Here is an 18,953-nt window from a genome sequence, read left to right on the forward strand (position 1 = left end):
CCACCGGCCGTGCTTCCGGGCCGGAGCACCATTCTGGCACCGCGCGAGCCCCCTCAGGCGGGCGTCGGGGGCAGCGGCAGCGGCAGCCCCGGCAGTCCGTCGATGCTCGTCGCCACGTGTTCCTTCTTCGTGAAGTACGCGTCGAGGGAGGCGTCGTCCTCGCGCGCGAACCGCTTGGCGTGCAGATCGCGGTCCTCGTCGTACGTCATGAAGGGCACCGCGTAGCCACAGGTGTCGCGGATCAGCTCGGCGTTCACGACGATGATCGCGCGCAGGCCGTGCAGCGAGGTGTCGACCTCGGGGAAGCGGGCGAGGAGGCCGGGGAAGCGCGGGTCGTCCCGGAAGACGGGCTCGCCGCGGCCGTGCACGCGGACGATGTTGGGCGGGCCCTGGAAGGCGCACCACATGAGCGTGATGCGGCCGTTCTCCCGCAGGTGGGCGACGGTCTCCGCGTTGCTGCCCGCGAAGTCCAGGTAGGCGAGGGTGAGGTCGTCGAGGACGGCGAAGGAGCCGGTGACGCCCTTGGGGGAGAGGTTGATGGTGCCGTCCCCGGCGAGGGGGGACGTGGCGGTGAAGAAGATCGGCTGGGACTCGATGAAGGTGCGGAGTCTGCCGTCGATGCGCTCATAGGTCTTTCCCATGACCAAGGATTATGGACTCCTTTAGTTCGCCTGTCTAACTACTTCGTGCGCCGCCCCGCCCGCCGGGAGGGCGTCCTCCGCTTCGCTCCGGGGCTGGATTGACGAAGCATGCAGAGCAATGCATACTCATGCATGTCAGTGACTGCACTGCACTGAGCGAGCGAATGCACTGTGAGGAGAAACCCGTGACCGAGCGCGTCGTACTCGCCTACTCGGGCGGCCTGGACACCTCCGTCGCCATCGGCTGGATCGCCGAGGAGACGGGCGCCGAGGTCATCGCCGTTGCCGTGGACGTCGGCCAGGGCGGCGAGGACCTGGACGTCATCCGCAAGCGCGCGCTCGCCTGCGGTGCCGTGGAGGCGGAGGTCGCCGACGCCAAGGACGAGTTCGCCGAGGGCTACTGCCTCCCGGCGATCAAGGCCAACGCCCTGTACATGGACCGGTATCCGCTGGTCTCGGCCCTGTCCCGGCCCACCATCGTCAAGCACCTCGTCGCCGCCGCGAACAAGCACGGCGCCGGCATCGTGGCCCACGGCTGCACCGGCAAGGGCAACGACCAGGTCCGCTTCGAGGCCGGCATCCAGGCCCTCGGCCCCGACCTGAAGTGCATCGCGCCCGTCCGGGACTACGCGATGACGCGGGACAAGGCCATCGCCTTCTGCGAGGACAAGGGCCTGCCGATCGCGACCACCAAGAAGTCGCCGTACTCCATCGACCAGAACGTCTTCGGACGGGCCGTCGAGACGGGCTTCCTGGAGGACATCTGGAACGCCCCGATCGAGGACGTCTACGAGTACACCTCGAACCCGGCCGTGCCCCGCGAGGCCGACGAGGTCGTCATCTCCTTCAAGGAGGGCGTGCCGGTCGCCATCGACGGCAGGCCCGTCACGGTCCTCCAGGCCATCCAGCAGCTCAACGAGCGTGCGGGTGCCCAGGGCATCGGCCGGATCGACATGGTCGAGGACCGGCTCGTGGGCATCAAGTCCCGTGAGGTGTACGAGGCCCCGGGCGCCATCGCCCTGATCACCGCCCACCAGGAGCTGGAGAACGTCACGGTCGAGCGGGAGCTCGCCCGGTACAAGCGGCAGGTCGAGCAGCGCTGGGGCGAGCTGGTCTACGACGGCCTGTGGTTCTCCCCCCTCAAGCGGGCCCTGGACGGCTTCATCAACGAGGCCAACCAGCACGTCACCGGTGACATCCGGATGACCCTGCACGGCGGCCGCGCCGTCGTCACGGGCCGGAAGTCCGAGGAGTCCCTCTACGACTTCAACCTCGCGACGTACGACTCGGGCGACACCTTCGACCAGTCGAAGGCGCAGGGGTTCATCGACATCTTCGGGCTTTCGTCGAAGATTGCCGCCAAGCGGGATCTGGCCTGAGGGCCCGAGCAGTAGCGTGAGGTCCGCCTCCCCGAAGCGCGCGGCGCCGGGGAGGCGGGCGCACATCCCCCTTTCTTCTAGGAGCGCGTGCAGTGAGCAGCAACAGCGGTGACGTCCGGCTCTGGGGCGGACGGTTCGCCGACGGCCCGGCAGAGGCCCTGGCCCAGCTTTCGGCCTCGGTCCACTTCGACTGGCGCCTCGCGCCGTACGACATCGCGGGCTCCCGAGCCCACGCCCGGGTGCTCCGCCAGGCGGACCTGCTCACCGCCGACGAACTGGACCGCATGCTGGCCGGCCTCGACCAGCTCGAAGCGGATGTCGCCGACGGCTCGTTCGTCGGGACCGTCGCCGACGAGGACGTGCACACCGCCCTGGAGCGCGGCCTCCTGGAGCGGCTCGGCGCCGACCTCGGCGGCAAGCTGCGCGCGGGCCGGTCCCGCAACGACCAGGTGGCGACGCTCTTCAAGATGTACCTGCGCGACCACGCCCGGATCATCGGCGGCCTGATCGCCGAGCTCCAGGAGGCCCTGATCGGCCTCGCGGAGGCGCACCCGGACGTCGCCATGCCGGGCCGCACCCACCTCCAGCACGCCCAGCCGGTGCTCTTCGCCCACCATGTGCTCGCGCATGTGCAGTCCCTCGCGCGGGACGCCGAGCGGCTGCGGCAGTGGGACACGCGGACGGCCGTCTCGCCGTACGGTTCCGGGGCGCTCGCGGGTTCCTCGCTCGGCCTCGACCCGCAGGCCGTGGCCGCGGACCTCGGCTTCGAGCACGGCTCCGCCGCCAACTCCATCGACGGCACCGCGTCGCGTGACTTCGTGGCCGAGTTCGCCTTCATCACGGCGATGATCGGCGTGAACCTCTCCCGGATCGCCGAGGAGGTCATCATCTGGAACACGAAGGAGTTCTCCTTCGTCACCCTCCACGACGCGTTCTCGACCGGCTCGTCGATCATGCCGCAGAAGAAGAACCCGGACATCGCGGAGCTGGCGCGCGGCAAGTCCGGCCGCCTCATCGGCAACCTGACCGGCCTCCTTGCGACCCTGAAGGCGCTCCCGCTCGCGTACAACCGCGACCTCCAGGAGGACAAGGAGCCCGTCTTCGACTCCTGCGATCAGCTGGAGGTCCTGCTGCCCGCCTTCACCGGCATGATGGCGACGCTCACGGTCCACCGCGAGCGGATGGAGGAGCTGGCCCCGGCCGGCTTCTCGCTCGCCACGGACATCGCCGAGTGGCTGGTCAAGCAGGGCGTGCCGTTCCGGGTCGCGCACGAGGTCGCGGGCGAGTGCGTCAAGGAGTGCGAGGCGACGGGCATCGAACTCGACCAGCTCACCGACGACCAGTTCGCGAAGATCAGCCCCCATCTGACCCCCGAGGTCCGCACCGTCCTGAACGTCAAGGGCGCGCTCGCGTCCCGCGACGGCCGGGGTGGCACGGCACCGTCGGCGGTGGCGGCACAGCTGGCGGAGATCAAGGCGGACGTGGCGAGGCAGCGGGAGTGGGCGACGGCACGGAGGGGCTGAAGTTCTCAGCCCGTCCGGCGATTGAGGACGAGGCGCGGAGCGCCGATAGCGGGGGTCCAGGGGGCGGCAGCCCCAGGTTTCGGAGAAGGGGCGGGCCTGGGGCGCACCGCGAGGCCCCACCTCACCTGCACCACCGCCCGCGAGCTACGTTGAAGGGGTGCACGTTACCCGCGTGCACCCCTTCGCAGCGTGGAGCCCCACATGCCATTCGCCCGCCTCGCCACAGCGACCACCCCCACCGCCCACCTGGGTCTGGGCCTCGCCGCCGTCGGCAGGCCCGGCTACATCACGCTGGGCCGCGCGGACGACCTGCCCGCGCGCAGCGTGGAGGCCCTGCGCGAGCGCGCCTTCGAACTCCTCGACGCCGCCTACGCCCTCGGCGTGCGCTACCTCGACGTGGCCCGCTCCTACGGCCGCTCCGAGGAGTTCCTGGCCGACTGGCTGCGCGCCCGCCCCGACGTCCGGGACGTCGTCGTCGGCAGCAAGTGGGGCTACACGTACACCGCCGACTGGCGCACCGACGCCGACGCGCACGAGGTCAAGGACCACAGCGTCGCCGCGTACGACCGCCAGCGCGCCGAGACCGCCGACGTCCTCGGCGACCGGCTCGACCTCTACCAGATCCACTCGGTGACCCCGGAGAGCCCCGCCCTCACCGACACGGAGCTGCACGCCCGCCTCGCCGACCTGGCCGCGAGCGGCGTCACCGTCGGCCTCTCCGTGAGCGGCCCCGACCAGGCGGCGGCGATCCGCGCCGCCGTCGAGGTCACCGTCGGCGGCGAGCGGCTGTTCCGGACGGTCCAGGCGACGTACAACGCCCTGGAGACCTCGGCCGGGCCCGCGCTCGCCGAGGCCCACGACGCGGGCCTGACCGTCCTGGTGAAGGAGGGCATGGCCAATGGCCGCCTGGCCGGACCGCAGGCACCGGCGGCCCTGCGCGCCGCCGCAGAAGCCACCGGCCTCGGCTGCGACGCGGTGGCCCTCGCCCTCGTGCTCCGCCAACCCTGGGCGGGCGTCGTCCTCTCCGGCGCCGCCACCTCCGTACAGCTCGTGTCGAACCTGCACGCGACGGCCGTCGACCTGGGCGAGGAGCACCTGGACCGCCTCGCGGACCTCGTGGAGGAGCCCGCCGCGTACTGGCGCACGCGGGCCGGACTGCCCTGGCACTGAGGCCCTGAGGCGCCGCCGAGCCACCGGACCGTCCGAGTCACCGAGTCACTGAGCCCCCGCGTCCCCGTTCCGTGAGCGTCACACGCCTCTCATGAGACAAATTTGTCTCACGTGGTCTATGGTTGTCTCATGTCAGTCGACCGTGACCAGGTGCTGCGCAGCGCCGCCGCCCAGCTCACCCGCAAGGGCTCCTCGACCCTGGACGAAGTGGCCAGGGCCTCCGGCATCAGCCGTGCCACCCTGCACCGGCACTTCGCCGGGCGGGACGCGCTCATCCGCGCCCTGGAGGACCTCGGCCTCCAGGAGTGCGAGACGGCGCTCGACGCCGCGCGGCTCGGCGAGGACAGCGCGCAGGACGCGCTGCGGCGCCTGATCAAGGAGATCGAACCCGCCGCCGGCCTGCTCGCGTTCCTCGTCACGGAGAACCAGCTGTTCGAGGGCGAGGACCGGCACGAGGGCTGGTCCCGGATCGACGACCGGATGGCGGAGCTGTTCCGGCGCGGCCAGGAGAGCGGGGAATTCCGCATCGACCTGAGCACGGCCTGGCTCACCGACGCCCTCTACGGCCTCATCGGCTCCGCCGCCTGGGCCGTGCTCGACGGCCGCGTCGCGGCCAAGGACTTCTCATACATGATCGCCGAACTGCTGATCGGCGGCGCACAACGGAGAGTGGAATCATGACAAGCACCGAACAGCGCGTACGGCCCGCGGAGGTGGAGCGGCACCCAGGTCGCTGGCTCGCCCTCGCCGTGCTCGCGCTGGCCGTGCTGCTCGTCGCCGTGGACGCGACCGTCCTCGGCCTCGCGACGCCGTACATCAGCGAGGACCTGAAGCCGTCCGGCAACCAGCTGCTGTGGATCGGCGACGTCTATTCGTTCGTGATCGCGGGCCTGCTGGTGTCCATGGGCAGCCTCGGCGACCGCATCGGCCGCAAGAAGCTGCTGCTCACGGGTGCCGTCGCGTTCGGCGCGGTGTCCGTGCTCAACTCCTACGCCACCACGCCCGAGTTGATGATCCTGGCCCGCGCGCTTCTCGGTGTCGCGGGCGCGACCCTGATGCCGTCCACGCTCGCGCTGATCCGGAACATCTTCCACGACCCGCGCGAGCGCAGCATCGCCGTCGGCGTGTGGGGCGCCATGGCGTCGGCGGGCGCGGCGGTCGGCCCGGTCGTCGGCGGCTTCCTGCTCGAGCACTTCTGGTGGGGCTCGGTCTTCCTGATCAACCTGCCGGTGATGGCGGTCCTCGTCGTGGTCGGCGTCAAGATGATCCCCGAGTCGAAGAACCCGGCGCCGGGCCCCTGGGACCTGATCAGCGTCGCGCTGTCGCTCATCGGCATGATCGCAGTGGTGTACGCCGTCAAGGAGGCGGCGGCACACGGCCTGAGCTGGGGTGTCGCGGCCTCGGCCGTGATCGGTGTGGCGGCGCTCACCTGGTTCGTGCGTCGGCAGTTCACGCTGCCCGCACCGCTGCTCGACATGCGCCTCTTCCGCAACCGCGGCTTCTCGGCGGCTGTCCTCGCCGACCTGCTGACCATCCTCGGCCTGTCCGGGCTCGTCTTCTTCCTCTCCCAGTTCCTCCAACTGGTACAGGGCAGGCAGCCCTTCGAGGCCGGTCTCGCCGAACTGCCCGCGGCGGTGGGCGCGGTCACGGCGGGCCTGATCGCGGGTACGGTGGCGCGCCGGTACTCGGTGCGGGCGGTGGTCGCGGGCGGACTCGCGGCGGTGGGCCTCGCGCTCGCCTCACTGACCGTGCTGAGCCAGGAGACGGGCTATCCGCTGCTCGGCGCGGCACTCCTGGTCGTCGGCGTCGGCGCGGGCTTCTCCTTCACCGTGACCGCCGACGTGATCCTCTCCAGCGTGCCGAAGGAACAGGCGGGCTCGGCGTCCGCGGTCTCGGAGACGGCGTACGAACTGGGCGCGGCCCTCGGCATCGCCCTGCTCGGCTCCATCGTGACCGGCGTGTACCAGAACTTCACGGCCCCGGCGGGCACCCCGGCCGACGCCGCGGCGGCCGCGCACGACTCCCTGGGCGGCGCGGTCGAGGCGGGCGCCGGACTGCCCGCGCGCACCGCCGAGCCGCTGATCTCGGCGGCCCAGGAGGCCTTCGTGGACGGCCTGCGCCTCGCCGCGGGCATCGGCGCCGCGGTGCTCCTCGCCACGGCGGTGGCGGCGTGGTTCCTCTTGAAGGGCCAGAAGCTGGAAGACGGCGTGGAGCACTAGCCGAAACCGCCGCTACGGCTGCCGCTACCGCTGTGCCGGGTGCCGGGTGCCGGGTGCCGGGTGCCGCCAACGGCAACGCCCGCCCCGGTGCCGGGGATTCACCCCGGCGCCGGTGCGGGCGCACCGTGACGTCCGAACCCGGGCGGCTACGCCGCCTTCGCCTTCGTGGCGTACATGTCCACGTACTCCTGCCCGGACAGCAGCATGACCTCCGTCATCACGGAGTCCGTCACCGCGCGCAGCACATAGCGGTCGCGGTCCATGCCGTCGTACCGCGAGAACTCCATCGCCTCGCCGAAGCGGACGGTCACCTTGCCCGGGTGGGGCAGGCCCTTGCCGCCGGGCTGCAGCTTGTCCGTGCCGATCATCGCGAACGGCACCACCGGCGCGCCCGTCATCAGGGTCAGCCGCGCGATGCCGGTGCGGCCGCGGTAGAGGCGGCCGTCGGGGGAGCGGGTGCCCTCCGGGTAGATGCCGAAGATCTTGCCCTCGTCCAGGACGCGCTTGCCGGTCATGAGCGCGGCGACCCCGCCCCGGCCGCCGTCACGCGCCACCGGGATCATGCCGACGCCGGTGAAGAACCAGGCCATCAGGCGGCCCTTGAAACCCTTGCCGGTGACGTACTCGTCCTTGCCGATGAAGAAGACGGGCCGGTCGCACACCAGAGGCAGGATCATCGAGTCGATGAACGTCAGGTGGTTTCCGGCCAGAATGACGGGACCGGTCCCGGGGATGTTCTCCGCGCCTTCCACCCGTGGGCGGAACATCAGGCGCAGGAACGGTCCGAGCACTGCCTTGATGAGCGCTAGACGGGACAACGGGTCCTCCGGTGTCAACGGGTCGACGACGAGTCTGTGCAGGTGAGGACCATACTCGCGGGTCCCCGTTGATTGCACATCGGGTTCATGTGCCCGATACGCAGAGTTGACCTGATTTTGCCTGCAGTTGCCCCCGCGACAACCTCACTGTGACGACCGTAGCGCTGTGCGAACTGCGAGGCTTGTCCGAGTGGTGCTTCTCACGCGCGACGCATCTCACGGCCGGAACCGCACCGGCGCCCGCGAGCCCGGGCGCACGCGCCGGTCGCCCCCGCCGAGTACCCCGCGAGCCCTACTCGACACCCGGCGTCGGCCACCCGTTCGGCCCCGGGTCTCCCACCCGTCACGCAACGCCACCTACGATCGGTGCCGCTTTGTCAGGTGCAAGGCGCTACACGGCGGTACACAGGGAGGGAGCGCTCAATGGCGACGCAGGAATCGGGGCGGCAGGAGACGGGGACGAGCCCGGGGCGGCGCGCGGTGCTCGGGGCCGCGGTGCTCGGGGCGGGCACGGCCGTCGTCGGCGCGCCCGGCGTGGCGAGAGCCGACGCACGCCACGGCCACGGCGGCCACGGGGGCGGCGGCTACCGCGACCTGCCGGTGCCGACGGTGGTCGCGCACCGCGGCACCAGCGGCTACCGGCCCGAGCACACGATCGGCTCGTACCAACTCGCCCTGGACATGGGCGCGCACGTCATCGAGCAGGACGTGGTGCCCACCAAGGACGGCCATCTCGTATGCCGTCACGAGAACGACATCACCGGGACGACGGACGTCGCCGCGCACCCCGAGTTCGCGGGCCGCAAGACGACCAAGAGCGTCGACGGCGTCAGCCTGACCGGCTGGTTCACCGAGGACTTCACGCTCGCCGAGCTGAAGACGCTGCGCGCCAAGGAGCGCATCCCTGGCACCCGCCAGCGCAACACCCTCTACGACGGCCGCTGGGACGTCCCCACCCTCGAAGAGGTCTTCCGCTGGGCGGAGAAGGAGGGCCGCAAGCGCGGCGAGCGCGTCTGGCTGCACATCGAGACCAAGCACCCCACGTACTTCCGCAAGCTCGGCCTCGGCCTCGAGGAGCCGCTCGCCAAGCTGCTGCGCCGCTACAACCGCCACCGCAGGAACTCCCCGAACTTCCTGCAGTCCTTCGAGCCGAGCAGCATCCAGCGCCTGCGCAAGCTCGTCGACGCGCCCGGCGTGGTCCTGCTCTCCACGGCCGCCTCGCGCCCGTGGGACTTCGTCGAGGCGGGCGACCCGCGCACCGTCGCCGACCTCATCAAGCCCGAGGGCCTGAAGTGGATCTCCTCGTACGCCAAGGGCATCGGCCCGACCCTGGACCTGATCATCCCCAAGGGCCCCGACGGCAGGCTCCTGGAGCCCACCACCCTGGTCCGCGACGCGCACGCCGAGGACCTGGTCCTGCACCCGTACACGATGCGCAACGAGAACACCTTCCTGCCCGCCGACTTCAAGAAGGGCACGGACCCGAACGCCTACGGCGACGCCTTCGGCGCGTTCAAGAGGTACTTCGCCACCGGCATCGACGGGATCTTCTCCGACAACCCGGACACGGCGCTGCTCGCCGCGGCGGACTTCAACGACGACTGACGGGCGGCGGGCGGCGGCTGGCCGGCCTCGTCAACGACGGCGCGTGAAGCCCCGGTTGGGGTGAGGCGCGGCCGTTCCGGAAACCGATAACCGGAATGGTCGCGTCCCCGTCGGCATGACCCCTACGCCCCCGTCGGCCCCGTCCCCCTCCGCACGGCCGTCGCTCTCGTACGACCTGGTCACCACCCTGCGCCCGCTCCTCGCCGCAGAGGCATCGGCCGAGGCGCACGGCTGCGCCGCCGACCCCGGCGACATCGAGCAGGCCGTCTGGCTGCGCCTGCTCGAACATCTGGACGCCGGGGGGCCGCCCGCCGACCCCGCCGCCTGGCTGCGGGCCGCCGTCCGCGACGAGGCGCACCGCACCCGCAGCACCGCCCGCCGGGAGCGGCCCTACGCCGGTGAGCCCGCCGACCCGCGCGGCGGACCCGAACAGCGGCTCCTCGCGGCCGACCGGCACCGCACCCTGTACGCCGCCGTCCGGAAACTGCCCGGACGCTGCCCCCGTCTCATGGCTGCACTTCTGTCGCCGAAGGACCTGACTTACCGCGAAATCGCAGGGGAGTTGGGAATGTCACAAGGATCTTTGGGGCCGGAACGTTCCCGATGCCTGGGATGCCTGCGCAGAATGCTCGCGCAGGAGGTTGGGACTCCGGACCCGTGGGGAAAGGAGTGAAGGACAACCGGCGGAGCAGGTGAGCGGGAGGCGTGCACACATGGGCATGAGCGTGACCATCTCGGAGGCGTCCGACACGGACGCCGAGCAGATCCTCAAACTGCAGTACCTCTGCTACCAGAGCGAGGCCGAGCTGTACGGCGACTACTCCATCGAGCCGCTGACGCAGACCCTCGACTCCCTCAAGGCCGAGCTGGCCGCGGGCAGCGTCCTGGTGGCGCGCCTCGGCACCGAGGTCGTGGCGTCCGTGCGGGGCACGGTCGACACGGCGGCCACGGCCCGCATCGGCAAGCTCATCGTGCACCCGCGGATGCAGCGGCACGGCTTGGGCGGCCGCCTCCTGGAGGCCATCGAGCGCCGGCTCGCCGAGGGCGGCGTGGCCAAGCGCTTCGAGCTGTTCAGCGGCCACCGCAGCGAGAGCAACCTCCAGCTCTACCGCAAGCACGGCTACGCGCCGGTGAGCACGCAGCGCGTGGACGACCGCCTGACGGTGGTGACCCTCTCCAAGGACGCGCAGGCCGAGGCGTACGTGGCGAGCGCCTAGGCGCCGGAGGGCTCGGCGGGGCGGGTGTGCGCGCGGGACTTGCGCAGCCAGAACACCGCGGTCACCGGCAGCAGCACCGGAATGAACAGATAGCCCATGCCGAAGTCCGACCAGACCGTGGCGTCGGGGAACGCGGACGGCTCCGCGAGGGTCCAGGCCCCGACGGCGAGCACACCGGCCAGCTCGGCGGCGCAGCACACCAGCGCCGCCTTGCGGGCCGTCTCCCCGCCGCGTACGAGCGAGTACGTGATGAAGCCGTAGACGACACCGGCGAGCGCCGACAGCGTGTACGCGAGCGGGGCCTTGTGGAAGTCCGTCGAGATCTGGACCGCCGAGCGGGACACGGCGCCGACGACCATCACGCCGTACAGCCACACCAGCAGGATGCCGGGGCCGGTGATCAGCTTCTGCCGCTGCGGCTTCGGCTGCTTCTCCTGCTTGTTCCGCTCGTTCCGCTTCGCGCGGGGCTCGTCGTCCGTCACCGCCACCTCAGCCTCCCCAGATGTCAAAGAGCCGGACCTCGAGCACGGCGAGGACCACGCCGCCCGCGGCGACGGTCACCGAGCCCCAGCGCGTGCGCTCGGCGAGCGACATGAAGCCCGCCGCGGGAACGCACGCGAACGAGCCGATCAGATAGGCCACGAAGATCGTCGTGCCCTGCTCGGGGTCCTCGCCCCGCGCCAGCTGCACGATGCCGACGATCAGCTGGACCAGCGTCAGCAGGGTGACCACACCCATGCCGATGAAGTGCCAGTCCTTCGTCGGCTGGTCCCGGTAGGCGGCGAAACCGCACCAGGCCGCGAGCGCGAGCGCGGCCACGGAGGTCGCGACGGTCAGGGCAACAAGCATGCCGAGACCCTATTACGGGCCAAAAGACCCGGTGCCCTCGGCCCCGGGGGCCCGGGATCCGCGGGTGGCCCCCGCGTAGGGTCGAAGACATGAAGATCCAGGCTGACGCCCTCCTGTTCGACAACGACGGCACCCTCATCTCCTCGATGGAGTCCGTCCGCCGCTGCTGGACGCGGTGGGCGGGGGAGTACGGCATCACCGCCGAGGACTTCGCCAGGGTCGAGCTGCACGGCCGCCCGGCCGTCGAGATCGTCGCCGACCTGCTGCCCGCCGAGCGGGTGGCCGAGGCCGTGGCCCGGATCGAGGAGCTGGAGGTGTCCGACGTCGCGGGCGGCGTGCTCGCCCTGCCCGGCACCCTCGACCTGCTCGCCGCCCTGCCGCCCGAGCGCTGGGCCGTGGTCACCTCCGCGACCCGCCGCCTGGCCGAGGCCCGGCTCGCCGAGGTCGGCATCAGCCCCAAGACGCTGATAGCCGCCGACGACATCACCCGCGGCAAGCCCGACCCCGAGCCCTTCCTGCTCGCGGCCCGGGTGCTCGGCGTGGACCCGGCCCGCTGCGTGGTCTTCGAGGACGCCCCCGCGGGTCTCACCGCGGGCCGGGCCGCCGGGATGACCACCGTGGCGTTGACCACAACGCACCAGGTGGCGGAGCTGTCCGCGGACGTCGTCGTCGAGGACCTGTCGGCGGTGTCCGTGCAGGCCACGGCGGGTGGAGTGGAGATCGTCACCGGCGTCTGAGCGCGGTGCGGGACGGGGTGGACCGTCTCTCCTGTCGACCAATGTTTGTCCGCTATTCGGACAGCGGTGGCGGGACGCGCCCGCACGCGTGTTTTACTGGTCCGCATGACCACGACGAGCAGCCGCACCCTTGCGACCGAGGCGATCACGACGCCCGGTGCTCGTTGTATGTGTCGAATGTGCGCCTTCTGAGGGCCCCCGCACCACTGAGAGCCTCGCGCCCCGAAGCGAAGCCGCTGTGCCGCGCCACCACACCCCGTACGTACCTCGAAGAGTCACGTACACGGGCAGGGCGCGAGCCGGCCCCGCGCACACGTCCTCCGGTTCCATCGCCACCGCGAGAACCGTGCCGCGTTCCGAACGAATGCCCCGTGCCCGGCGTCACCGCGCCGCGCACTCGACAGTGACGGAAACCCAGTGATCACCACTTCCGGCCTGACCAAGGTCTACCGCTCACGCGGTCGTGAAGTAACCGCCATCGACGGAGTCGATCTCCATGTGCGCGAAGGCGAGGTGTACGGCGTCATCGGCCAGTCCGGTGCCGGCAAATCCTCGTTGATCCGCTGCGTGAACCTCCTGGAGCGCCCCACCTCCGGCACCGTGACCGTGGACGGCCAGGACCTCACCGCGCTCGCGGGCCGCGGCCCGCGCGCCGGCAAGGAACTGCGCGCCGCCCGCAACCGCATCGGCATGGTCTTCCAGCACTTCAACCTGCTGTCCTCGCGCACGGTCCAGGCGAACATCGAGCTGCCGCTCGAGATCCTCGGCCTGTCCGGCAAGGAGCGCTCCCGCAAGGCGCTCGAACTCCTGGACCTGGTCGGCCTCGCCGACAAGGCCAAGGCCTACCCGGCGCAGCTCTCCGGCGGCCAGAAGCAGCGCGTCGGCATCGCCCGCGCGCTTGCGGGCGAGCCGAAGGTGCTGCTCTCCGACGAGGCCACCAGCGCCCTCGACCCGGAGACCACCCGCTCCATCCTCCAGCTCCTGCGCGACCTCAACCAGCAGCTCGGCCTGACCGTCCTGCTGATCACGCACGAGATGGAGGTCGTGAAGACGGTCTGCGACTCGGCCGCCCTGATGGAGCGGGGCCGGATCATCGAGTCCGGCACCGTCACCGAACTCCTCGGCACCCCGGGCTCCCAGCTCGCCGCCGCGCTCTTCCCGGTCAGCGGCGACGCCACCGGCATCGACCGCACCGTCGTCGACGTGACCTTCCACGGCGAGGCCGCCACCCAGCCGGTCATCTCCCAGCTGTCGCGCACGTACAACATCGACATCTCGATCCTCGGCGCCGCGATGGACACCGTCGCGGGCAAGCAGGTCGGCCGGATGCGCATCGAGCTGCCGGGCCGCTTCGAGGAGAACGTCGTCCCGATCGGCTTCCTGCGCGAGCAGGGCCTCCAGGTCGACGTCGCCGACGCACCCGCCGCCCTCTCGGCGCCGGACGCGTCCGCGACCGCCGCCACGCTGGTCAAGGAAGGTGCCAAGTGACCTGGTCGGAGATGCAGCCCCTGCTGGAGCAGGCCTGTTGGGACACCCTCTACATGGTCGGCTGGTCGGCGCTCATCGCCGTCGCCGCCGGCCTGCCGCTCGGCATCCTGCTGGTCCTCACCGACCGCGGCGGGCTGCTGCAGAACACGATCGTGAACAAGGTGATCGGGCAGGTCGTCAACATCGGCCGGTCGATGCCGTTCATCATCCTCATGGTCGCCCTGATGGGCTTCACGCGCTCCATCGTCGGCACCTCCATCGGCCGTGACGCGGCGATCGTGCCGCTCGCGATCAGCGCCATCCCGTTCTTCGCGCGCCTGGTCGAGACGGCCGTCCGCGAGGTCGACCACGGCCTGGTCGAGGCCGTGCAGTCGATGGGCGGCAACACGTGGACCGTGGTCCGCAAGGTCCTCGTGCCCGAGTCGCTGCCGTCGCTGATCTCCAGCGCCACCACGACCGTCGTCGCCCTCATCGGCTACTCGGCGATCACCGGCACCGTCGGCGCGGGCGGCCTGGGCGACCTCGCGGTCCGCTACGGCTACCAGCGCTTCGAGACCGAGCTGATGTGGATCACCGTCGGCGTCCTCGCCGTGGTCATCTCGATCATCCAGTTCGTCGGCGACTACGCCGCGCGCAGCCTGCACCGGCGCGGCGGCCGCGCGGGGGCCGCGCCGCGGCTGAAGTTCCTGCGCGCCAAGGCGCCCGCGGCCGACCCCGAGCCGGTCAAGGCCGCCTGAGCCCGACCTCTCGGTCCTCCGAGTTCACCCAGCACCACCCCGCACCACCAACGCGGGGGTGTACCACCCATGGAGAAAGGCACTTTTCGTGCGTAACACCACCAAGATCACCGCTGCTGTCCTCGCCACCGGCGCCCTCACCCTCGGCCTCACCGCCTGCGGCTCCGACAAGGGGTCCGCGGGCGACAAGGACGGCCCGCTGGTCGTCGCCGCCACCCCCACCCCGCAGGGCGCGATCCTCGACTACGTCAAGAAGAACCTGGCGAAGAAGGCGGGCCTCGACCTGGAGGTGAAGGAGTTCACCGACTACGTCACGCCCAACACCGCCGTGCAGCAGGGCGAGGTCTTCGCGAACTACTTCCAGCACAAGCCGTACCTGGACGACTTCAACAAGAAGAACAAGACGGACATCGTCCCCGTCCCGGGCGCGACGGTGCACCTGGAGCCGCTGGGCGTCTACTCCAAGAAGATCAAGAAGCTCGACGACCTCAAGAAGGGCGCGACGGTCGCCGTCCCGAACGACACCACGAACGAGGCCCGCGCCCTCAAGCTCCTCGCCGACAACGGCGTCCTCAAGCTCAAGGCGGGCGTCGGCTTCGCGGCCACCCCCAAGGACGTGGTGTCGAACCCGCTGAACCTCAAGTTCAAGGAGCTGGAGGCGGCCCAGCTGCCGCGCTCCATCGACGACGTCGACGCCGCGGTGATCAACGGCAACTACGCGCTGGAGGCCGACCTCAGCCCCGCGAAGGACGCCATCGTCGCCGAGAAGGCCAAGGGCAACCCCTACGGCAACTTCCTCGCCGTCAAGAAGGGCGACGAGAACGACCCGCGCGTGAAGAAGCTCGCCAAGCTCCTCACCTCGCCCGAGGTCAAGAAGTTCATCGACGACAAGTACGACGGCTCCATCGTCGCGGCCTTCTGACATGCGCCGGCCTGTCATCGCCGCGGCGGCCGGGGCCCTGGCCCTGTCCCTCGGCCTGACCGCCTGCGGCGCGGGCTCCGGCTCCGACGGCGACAAGCTCGTCGTCGGGGCCACCCCGACCCCGGCCGGTGAGGTCCTCGCGTACATCCAGCAGAACCTGGCGAAGAAGGCGGGCCTCGACCTGGAGGTGAAGGAGTTCACGGACTACGTGACCCCCAACACCGCGCTCCAGGAGGGCTCCCTCGACGCCAACCTCTACCAGCACACCCCGTACCTCGACGACTTCAACAAGTCCAAGAAGACGGACCTGGTGCCGGTGACCGAGGTGTACCTGCCACCCATGGGCGTGTACGCGGACGGCGGCAAGAAGCTGACGGACGTGACGGGGTTGCGCTCCGGCGCGACCGTCGCCGTGCCCAACGACACCACCAACGAGGGCCGGGCGCTCCAACTGCTCGCCTCCAAGGGCGTGATCGAGCTCAAGAAGGGCGCGGGCGCGAACGCCACCCCCGAGGACATCGCGGCCAACCCCAAGAAGCTCACCATCAAGGCCCTGGAGCCCGCGCAGCTGCCGCGCTCCCTCAAGGACGTCGACGCGGCCGTCATCAACAACAACTACGCGCTCGACGCGGGCCTGAGCCCCAAGAAGGACGCCGTCCTCCTGGAGTCCGCGAAGGACAACCCGTACAACAACGTGCTCGCCGTCAAGAAGGGCGACGAGGACGACCCGAAGGTCAAGAAGCTGGCCGAGCTGCTGACTTCGCCCGAGGTCAAGAAGTTCATCGAGGACAAGTACAAGGGGTCGGTCCTTCCGGTCACGGGAGGCTGACGCACACCCGTGCCCTGTCCCCACCCACGGGGTCCGCTCCACCTGCCGGAGCGGACCCCGTGGTGCGTCCTCGCGCCGCCATGCTGCATGCTGGGCACTTCGGCAGGCCTGAAGGTCCTTGAGGTCCTTGACGATTCGACGGTTCGACAGCTCGACGGTTCGAGAATTCACAGAGCGACAGGCCCATGAAGCTTACGGAGCGGCGCATGACTACAGCCTCGGGGTTCCCCGACATCTCCATCAGCACGGAGCGGTTGGTGCTGCGCCCGTTCGACGAAGCGGACATCACGGCGTACGCGGAGATGATGAACGACGAGCTCGTCACCGCCTGGACCGCCGCGCCCCAGCCCTACACCGAGGCCGACGCCCGCGCCTACATCACCGAGGTCGCCCCCGCCGAGCGCGCCGAGGGCCGCGGGATCGTCCTCGCCGTGACCGAGTTCCTCACCCAGCGCCTGGTCGGGTCCGTGCGCCTGCGCCACACCGACTGGCGGGTGCGCTCCAGCGAGCTGAGCTATGTGACCGCCCCCTGGGCCCGCGGCGAGGGCTATGCCTCCGAGGCCGCGCTCGCCACCGCCCAGTGGCTCTTCCACGACCAGAAGTTCGAGCGCATCGAACTGCGTACGGCCGCCGACAACACCGCCGCCCAGCAGGTCGCCCAGAAGATCGGCTGCATCAGCGAGGGCGTCCTGCGCGGGGCGTGGATAGCACGTGTCAGAAACGGCGGCGACCCCCTCGGCGGCTGGATCGACCTGCGCACCGACCTCATCGTCTGGAGCCTCCTCCCCGAGGACCTGGAGGGAGTGTCGGACCAGCTGGCGGAGAGCGGCTTCACGTCGTTCTCGGACTGGAACTGATTCTGGCGGGGCGCCTTGGACGGGGGTGACGACGGGCTCTCTCCCACAGCCCGGCACCCTCAGCTCCGCCGGGGGCACCCCCGCCATCGGCGCTTCGCGCCTCGTCCTCAAGCGCCGGACGGGCTTTCTCCCACCCGCCCGCCCGGACTTGCGCTGGCTTGCCCGACAGCCCGGCACCGTCAGCCCTGCCGGGGGCACCCCCGATATCGGCGCTCCGCGCCTCGTCCTCAAGCGCCGGACGGGCTTTCTCCCACCCGCCCGCCCGGACTTGCACCGGCCTGCCCGACAGCCCGGCACCGTCAGCCCTGCCGGGGTCGCCCCCGGTATCGGCGCTTCGCGCCTCGTCCTCAAGTGCCGGACGGGCTTTCTCCCACCCGCCCGCCCCCGCCAGTGCTTCGGCTGGGGTCGTCCGCACTGCCTGCCCGGTGCGCCTTCAGCCCACCCGCACATTTCGGCTTGCTCCGCCACTGTCCAGCCCGTCCGGCGATTGAGGACGAGGCGCGGAGCGCCGATTCGGGGGCGGGCTGTCCCACCCGAAGGGGACACCCACCCCCTCCGGGGTCCAGGGGCGGAGCCCATGGTTTCGGGGAAGGGGTGGGGCTGGGGGCCTCCCGGCAGGGCACCAGGTACGCTCCCTCCTGGCCGCACGCGGCGGCCCCCGCACCGCAGGACCCGAGACCCCAGGAGACAGACGACCATGGCCGACCGGGTCACGGTGATCGGCTGGGACGGCTCGCCGCTGACCGCCGCGGCACGCTCCGCCCTGAGCGCCGCGACCCTCGTGGCAGGCGCCGCCCACCACCTCGCCCTGCCCGAGGTCCCGCCCACCGCCGAACGCGTCCGCCTCGGCAGCGTCGCCCTAGCGGCCCGCCGCATCGCAGCCCACCGCGGCACCGCCGTCGTCCTCGCCGACGGCGACCCCGGCTTCTTCGGCGTCGTACGCACCCTGCGCGCCCCCGAATTCGGCCTGGAGGTCGAGGTGGTGCCCGCCGTCTCGTCCGTCGCCCAGGCCTTCGCCCGCGCCGGGATGCCCTGGGACGACGCCGCCATCGTGGTCGCCCACCGCCGCACCCTGCGCCGCGCCGTGAACGTCTGCCGCGCGCACAGCAAGGTCGCCGTGCTCACCTCGCCCGGCGCGGGCCCCGCCGAACTCGGCCTGCTCCTCGAAGGCGTCCACCGCACCTTCGTGATCTGCGAGGAACTCGGCACCGACCGCGAGCAGGTCACCGTCGTCACCTCCGACAAGGCCGCCGACCACTCCTGGCGCGACCCGAACGTCGTCATCGTCATCGGCGGCCCTGGTGGCACCGGCGGCCCCGTCGTCCACGACACCGGCTGGATCGCGGGCCGCGAACCGGGCACGGAGCCACGCGGCTGGGCGCTGCCCGCGGCGAGCTACGGCGGCGAGCAGGAACTCGGCGAGGGCGAGAGCGACCGCATCCGCGCCGCCCAACTCGCCCGCCTCGGCCCGCGCGTGGGCGACCTGGTCTGGGACATCGGCTGCGGCACCGGCGCCTTCGCCGCGGAGGCGGCCCGCTTCGGCGCCGCCGTCATCGCCGTCGACCGCGACGCGGACTCCTGCGCCCGCACCACCGCCGTCGTACGCCGCTACGGAGTGCACGCCCAGATCGTGCACGGCACCGCGCCCCACATCCTGGAGGACCTGCCCGAGCCCGACGTCGTACGCGTCGGCGGCGGGGGAGTGGCCGTGGTCTCCGCCGTCGCCGACCGCCGTCCCGAGCGCATCGTCACGCACGCCGCGACCCGCGACGACGCCGAACTCCTCGGCCGGGACCTGTCGGAGCACGGCTACGCGGTCGAGTGCGCGCTCCTGCAGTCCGTCGAACTCGACACCCGCGCCTGGACGGAGCGGAAGCGGACCGTCGTCTTCCTGGTCTCCGCACTGCTGCTCGACCGAACCCCGTGACCCTGGCGACCCCCTCGCGGTGCCGTGCGCGGTAG

General features: G+C 71.1%; 19 protein-coding genes. 15 read left to right on the forward strand and 4 right to left on the reverse strand.

Annotation, left to right across the window (positions count from 1 at the left end; translation table 11 throughout):
* Positions 1-53: 53 nt before the first annotated feature.
* Complete coding sequence (locus AB6L24_RS12495) at positions 54-641, reverse strand: pyridoxamine 5'-phosphate oxidase family protein (RefSeq protein WP_380833719.1); 588 nt, start codon at positions 639-641, stop codon at positions 54-56.
* A 185-nt stretch (positions 642-826) separates the two neighbouring features.
* Here AB6L24_RS12495 and AB6L24_RS12500 point away from each other — a divergent pair, with 185 nt between their 5' ends.
* From AB6L24_RS12500 to AB6L24_RS12520, 5 genes are all read left to right on the forward strand, one after another.
* Complete coding sequence (locus AB6L24_RS12500; RefSeq protein WP_380852892.1) at positions 827-2,020, forward strand: argininosuccinate synthase; 1,194 nt, start codon at positions 827-829, stop codon at positions 2,018-2,020.
* 92 nt (positions 2,021-2,112) lie between these two features.
* Positions 2,113-3,543, forward strand: coding sequence for an argininosuccinate lyase (gene argH / locus AB6L24_RS12505; RefSeq protein ID WP_405655120.1), 1,431 nt, complete (start codon positions 2,113-2,115; stop codon positions 3,541-3,543).
* Between the two features lie 201 nt (positions 3,544-3,744).
* Positions 3,745-4,713 (forward strand): aldo/keto reductase, encoded by a 969-nt coding sequence (locus tag AB6L24_RS12510; protein ID WP_405655122.1) that lies wholly within the window; start codon positions 3,745-3,747, stop codon positions 4,711-4,713.
* Positions 4,714-4,842: 129 nt separating this feature from the next.
* Positions 4,843-5,394 (forward strand): TetR/AcrR family transcriptional regulator, encoded by a 552-nt coding sequence (locus tag AB6L24_RS12515; RefSeq protein ID WP_380852901.1) that lies wholly within the window; start codon positions 4,843-4,845, stop codon positions 5,392-5,394.
* A complete protein-coding gene (locus AB6L24_RS12520) occupies positions 5,391-6,932 on the forward strand; it encodes an MFS transporter (RefSeq protein WP_405655124.1) in 1,542 nt (513 codons plus the stop codon). The genes AB6L24_RS12515 and AB6L24_RS12520 overlap by 4 nt, the downstream gene beginning before the upstream one ends.
* Positions 6,933-7,078: 146 nt before the next feature.
* Here the strand turns inward: AB6L24_RS12520 and AB6L24_RS12525 are convergent, their stop codons facing one another.
* Positions 7,079-7,723, reverse strand: a complete 645-nt coding sequence (locus AB6L24_RS12525) for a lysophospholipid acyltransferase family protein (protein WP_030356327.1) — start codon at positions 7,721-7,723, stop codon at positions 7,079-7,081.
* Positions 7,724-8,173: 450 nt separating this feature from the next.
* Here AB6L24_RS12525 and AB6L24_RS12530 point away from each other — a divergent pair, with 450 nt between their 5' ends.
* From AB6L24_RS12530 to AB6L24_RS12540, 3 genes are all read left to right on the forward strand, one after another.
* Positions 8,174-9,355, forward strand: coding sequence for a glycerophosphodiester phosphodiesterase (locus AB6L24_RS12530; protein ID WP_405655128.1), 1,182 nt, complete (start codon positions 8,174-8,176; stop codon positions 9,353-9,355).
* Between the two features lie 115 nt (positions 9,356-9,470).
* Positions 9,471-10,028, forward strand: coding sequence for an RNA polymerase sigma factor (locus AB6L24_RS12535; RefSeq protein ID WP_405655130.1), 558 nt, complete (start codon positions 9,471-9,473; stop codon positions 10,026-10,028).
* Between the two features lie 40 nt (positions 10,029-10,068).
* Positions 10,069-10,572, forward strand: a complete 504-nt coding sequence (locus AB6L24_RS12540; RefSeq protein ID WP_405655133.1) for a GNAT family N-acetyltransferase — start codon at positions 10,069-10,071, stop codon at positions 10,570-10,572.
* Here AB6L24_RS12540 and AB6L24_RS12545 read toward each other — a convergent pair.
* Both AB6L24_RS12545 and AB6L24_RS12550 read right to left on the reverse strand, forming a co-directional pair.
* On the reverse strand, positions 10,569-11,060 hold the full coding sequence (locus AB6L24_RS12545; RefSeq protein ID WP_405655136.1) for a hypothetical protein: 492 nt from the start codon (positions 11,058-11,060) through the stop codon (positions 10,569-10,571). The two genes, AB6L24_RS12540 and AB6L24_RS12545, sit on opposite strands and share 4 nt — an antisense overlap.
* Before the next feature lies 1 nt (position 11,061).
* Positions 11,062-11,421 carry a hypothetical protein gene (locus AB6L24_RS12550; RefSeq protein WP_030356332.1) on the reverse strand — a complete coding sequence of 120 codons (360 nt, stop codon included), beginning with the start codon at positions 11,419-11,421 and terminating at the stop codon, positions 11,062-11,064.
* Between the two features lie 89 nt (positions 11,422-11,510).
* On the opposite strand from AB6L24_RS12550, the gene AB6L24_RS12555 reads away from it, so the two are divergent.
* From AB6L24_RS12555 to cbiE, 7 genes are all read left to right on the forward strand, one after another.
* Positions 11,511-12,158, forward strand: coding sequence for an HAD family hydrolase (locus AB6L24_RS12555; protein WP_405655139.1), 648 nt, complete (start codon positions 11,511-11,513; stop codon positions 12,156-12,158).
* A 417-nt stretch (positions 12,159-12,575) separates the two neighbouring features.
* Entirely contained in the window at positions 12,576-13,646 is a 1,071-nt protein-coding gene (locus tag AB6L24_RS12560; protein ID WP_405655140.1) for a methionine ABC transporter ATP-binding protein, read from the forward strand.
* Positions 13,643-14,383, forward strand: a complete 741-nt coding sequence (locus tag AB6L24_RS12565) for a methionine ABC transporter permease (RefSeq protein ID WP_405655142.1) — start codon at positions 13,643-13,645, stop codon at positions 14,381-14,383. The genes AB6L24_RS12560 and AB6L24_RS12565 overlap by 4 nt, the downstream gene beginning before the upstream one ends.
* Positions 14,384-14,471: 88 nt before the next feature.
* Complete coding sequence (locus AB6L24_RS12570; RefSeq protein ID WP_405655143.1) at positions 14,472-15,305, forward strand: MetQ/NlpA family ABC transporter substrate-binding protein; 834 nt, start codon at positions 14,472-14,474, stop codon at positions 15,303-15,305.
* A 1-nt stretch (position 15,306) separates the two neighbouring features.
* Positions 15,307-16,134 carry a MetQ/NlpA family ABC transporter substrate-binding protein gene (locus tag AB6L24_RS12575; protein ID WP_405655144.1) on the forward strand — a complete coding sequence of 276 codons (828 nt, stop codon included), beginning with the start codon at positions 15,307-15,309 and terminating at the stop codon, positions 16,132-16,134.
* A gap of 206 nt (positions 16,135-16,340) precedes the next feature.
* Positions 16,341-16,991 (forward strand): GNAT family N-acetyltransferase, encoded by a 651-nt coding sequence (locus tag AB6L24_RS12580; protein WP_030356338.1) that lies wholly within the window; start codon positions 16,341-16,343, stop codon positions 16,989-16,991.
* Between the two features lie 697 nt (positions 16,992-17,688).
* Positions 17,689-18,918 (forward strand): precorrin-6y C5,15-methyltransferase (decarboxylating) subunit CbiE, encoded by a 1,230-nt coding sequence (cbiE, locus tag AB6L24_RS12585; protein ID WP_405655145.1) that lies wholly within the window; start codon positions 17,689-17,691, stop codon positions 18,916-18,918.
* Positions 18,919-18,953: the final 35 nt, after the last annotated feature.

This window comes from Streptomyces sp. RK9, assembly GCF_045070545.1.
GTDB lineage: Bacteria > Actinomycetota > Actinomycetes > Streptomycetales > Streptomycetaceae > Streptomyces > Streptomyces alboflavus.

Bases quoted from the DNA above. Each gene is read 5' to 3' on its own strand.
- AB6L24_RS12515 (WP_380852901.1), top strand. From the start codon at position 4,843: ATGTCAGTCGACCGTGACCAGGTGCTGCGCAGCGCCGCCGCCCAGCTC.
- AB6L24_RS12530 (WP_405655128.1), top strand. From the start codon at position 8,174: ATGGCGACGCAGGAATCGGGGCGGCAGGAGACGGGGACGAGCCCGGGG.
- AB6L24_RS12550 (WP_030356332.1), bottom strand. From the start codon at position 11,421: ATGCTTGTTGCCCTGACCGTCGCGACCTCCGTGGCCGCGCTCGCGCTC.
- AB6L24_RS12540 (WP_405655133.1), top strand. From the start codon at position 10,069: ATGGGCATGAGCGTGACCATCTCGGAGGCGTCCGACACGGACGCCGAG.
- AB6L24_RS12575 (WP_405655144.1), top strand. From the start codon at position 15,307: ATGCGCCGGCCTGTCATCGCCGCGGCGGCCGGGGCCCTGGCCCTGTCC.
- cbiE (WP_405655145.1), top strand. From the start codon at position 17,689: ATGGCCGACCGGGTCACGGTGATCGGCTGGGACGGCTCGCCGCTGACC.
- AB6L24_RS12510 (WP_405655122.1), top strand. From the start codon at position 3,745: ATGCCATTCGCCCGCCTCGCCACAGCGACCACCCCCACCGCCCACCTG.
- AB6L24_RS12535 (WP_405655130.1), top strand. From the start codon at position 9,471: ATGACCCCTACGCCCCCGTCGGCCCCGTCCCCCTCCGCACGGCCGTCG.
- AB6L24_RS12580 (WP_030356338.1), top strand. From the start codon at position 16,341: ATGACTACAGCCTCGGGGTTCCCCGACATCTCCATCAGCACGGAGCGG.
- AB6L24_RS12520 (WP_405655124.1), top strand. From the start codon at position 5,391: ATGACAAGCACCGAACAGCGCGTACGGCCCGCGGAGGTGGAGCGGCAC.
- AB6L24_RS12555 (WP_405655139.1), top strand. From the start codon at position 11,511: ATGAAGATCCAGGCTGACGCCCTCCTGTTCGACAACGACGGCACCCTC.
- AB6L24_RS12495 (WP_380833719.1), bottom strand. From the start codon at position 641: ATGGGAAAGACCTATGAGCGCATCGACGGCAGACTCCGCACCTTCATC.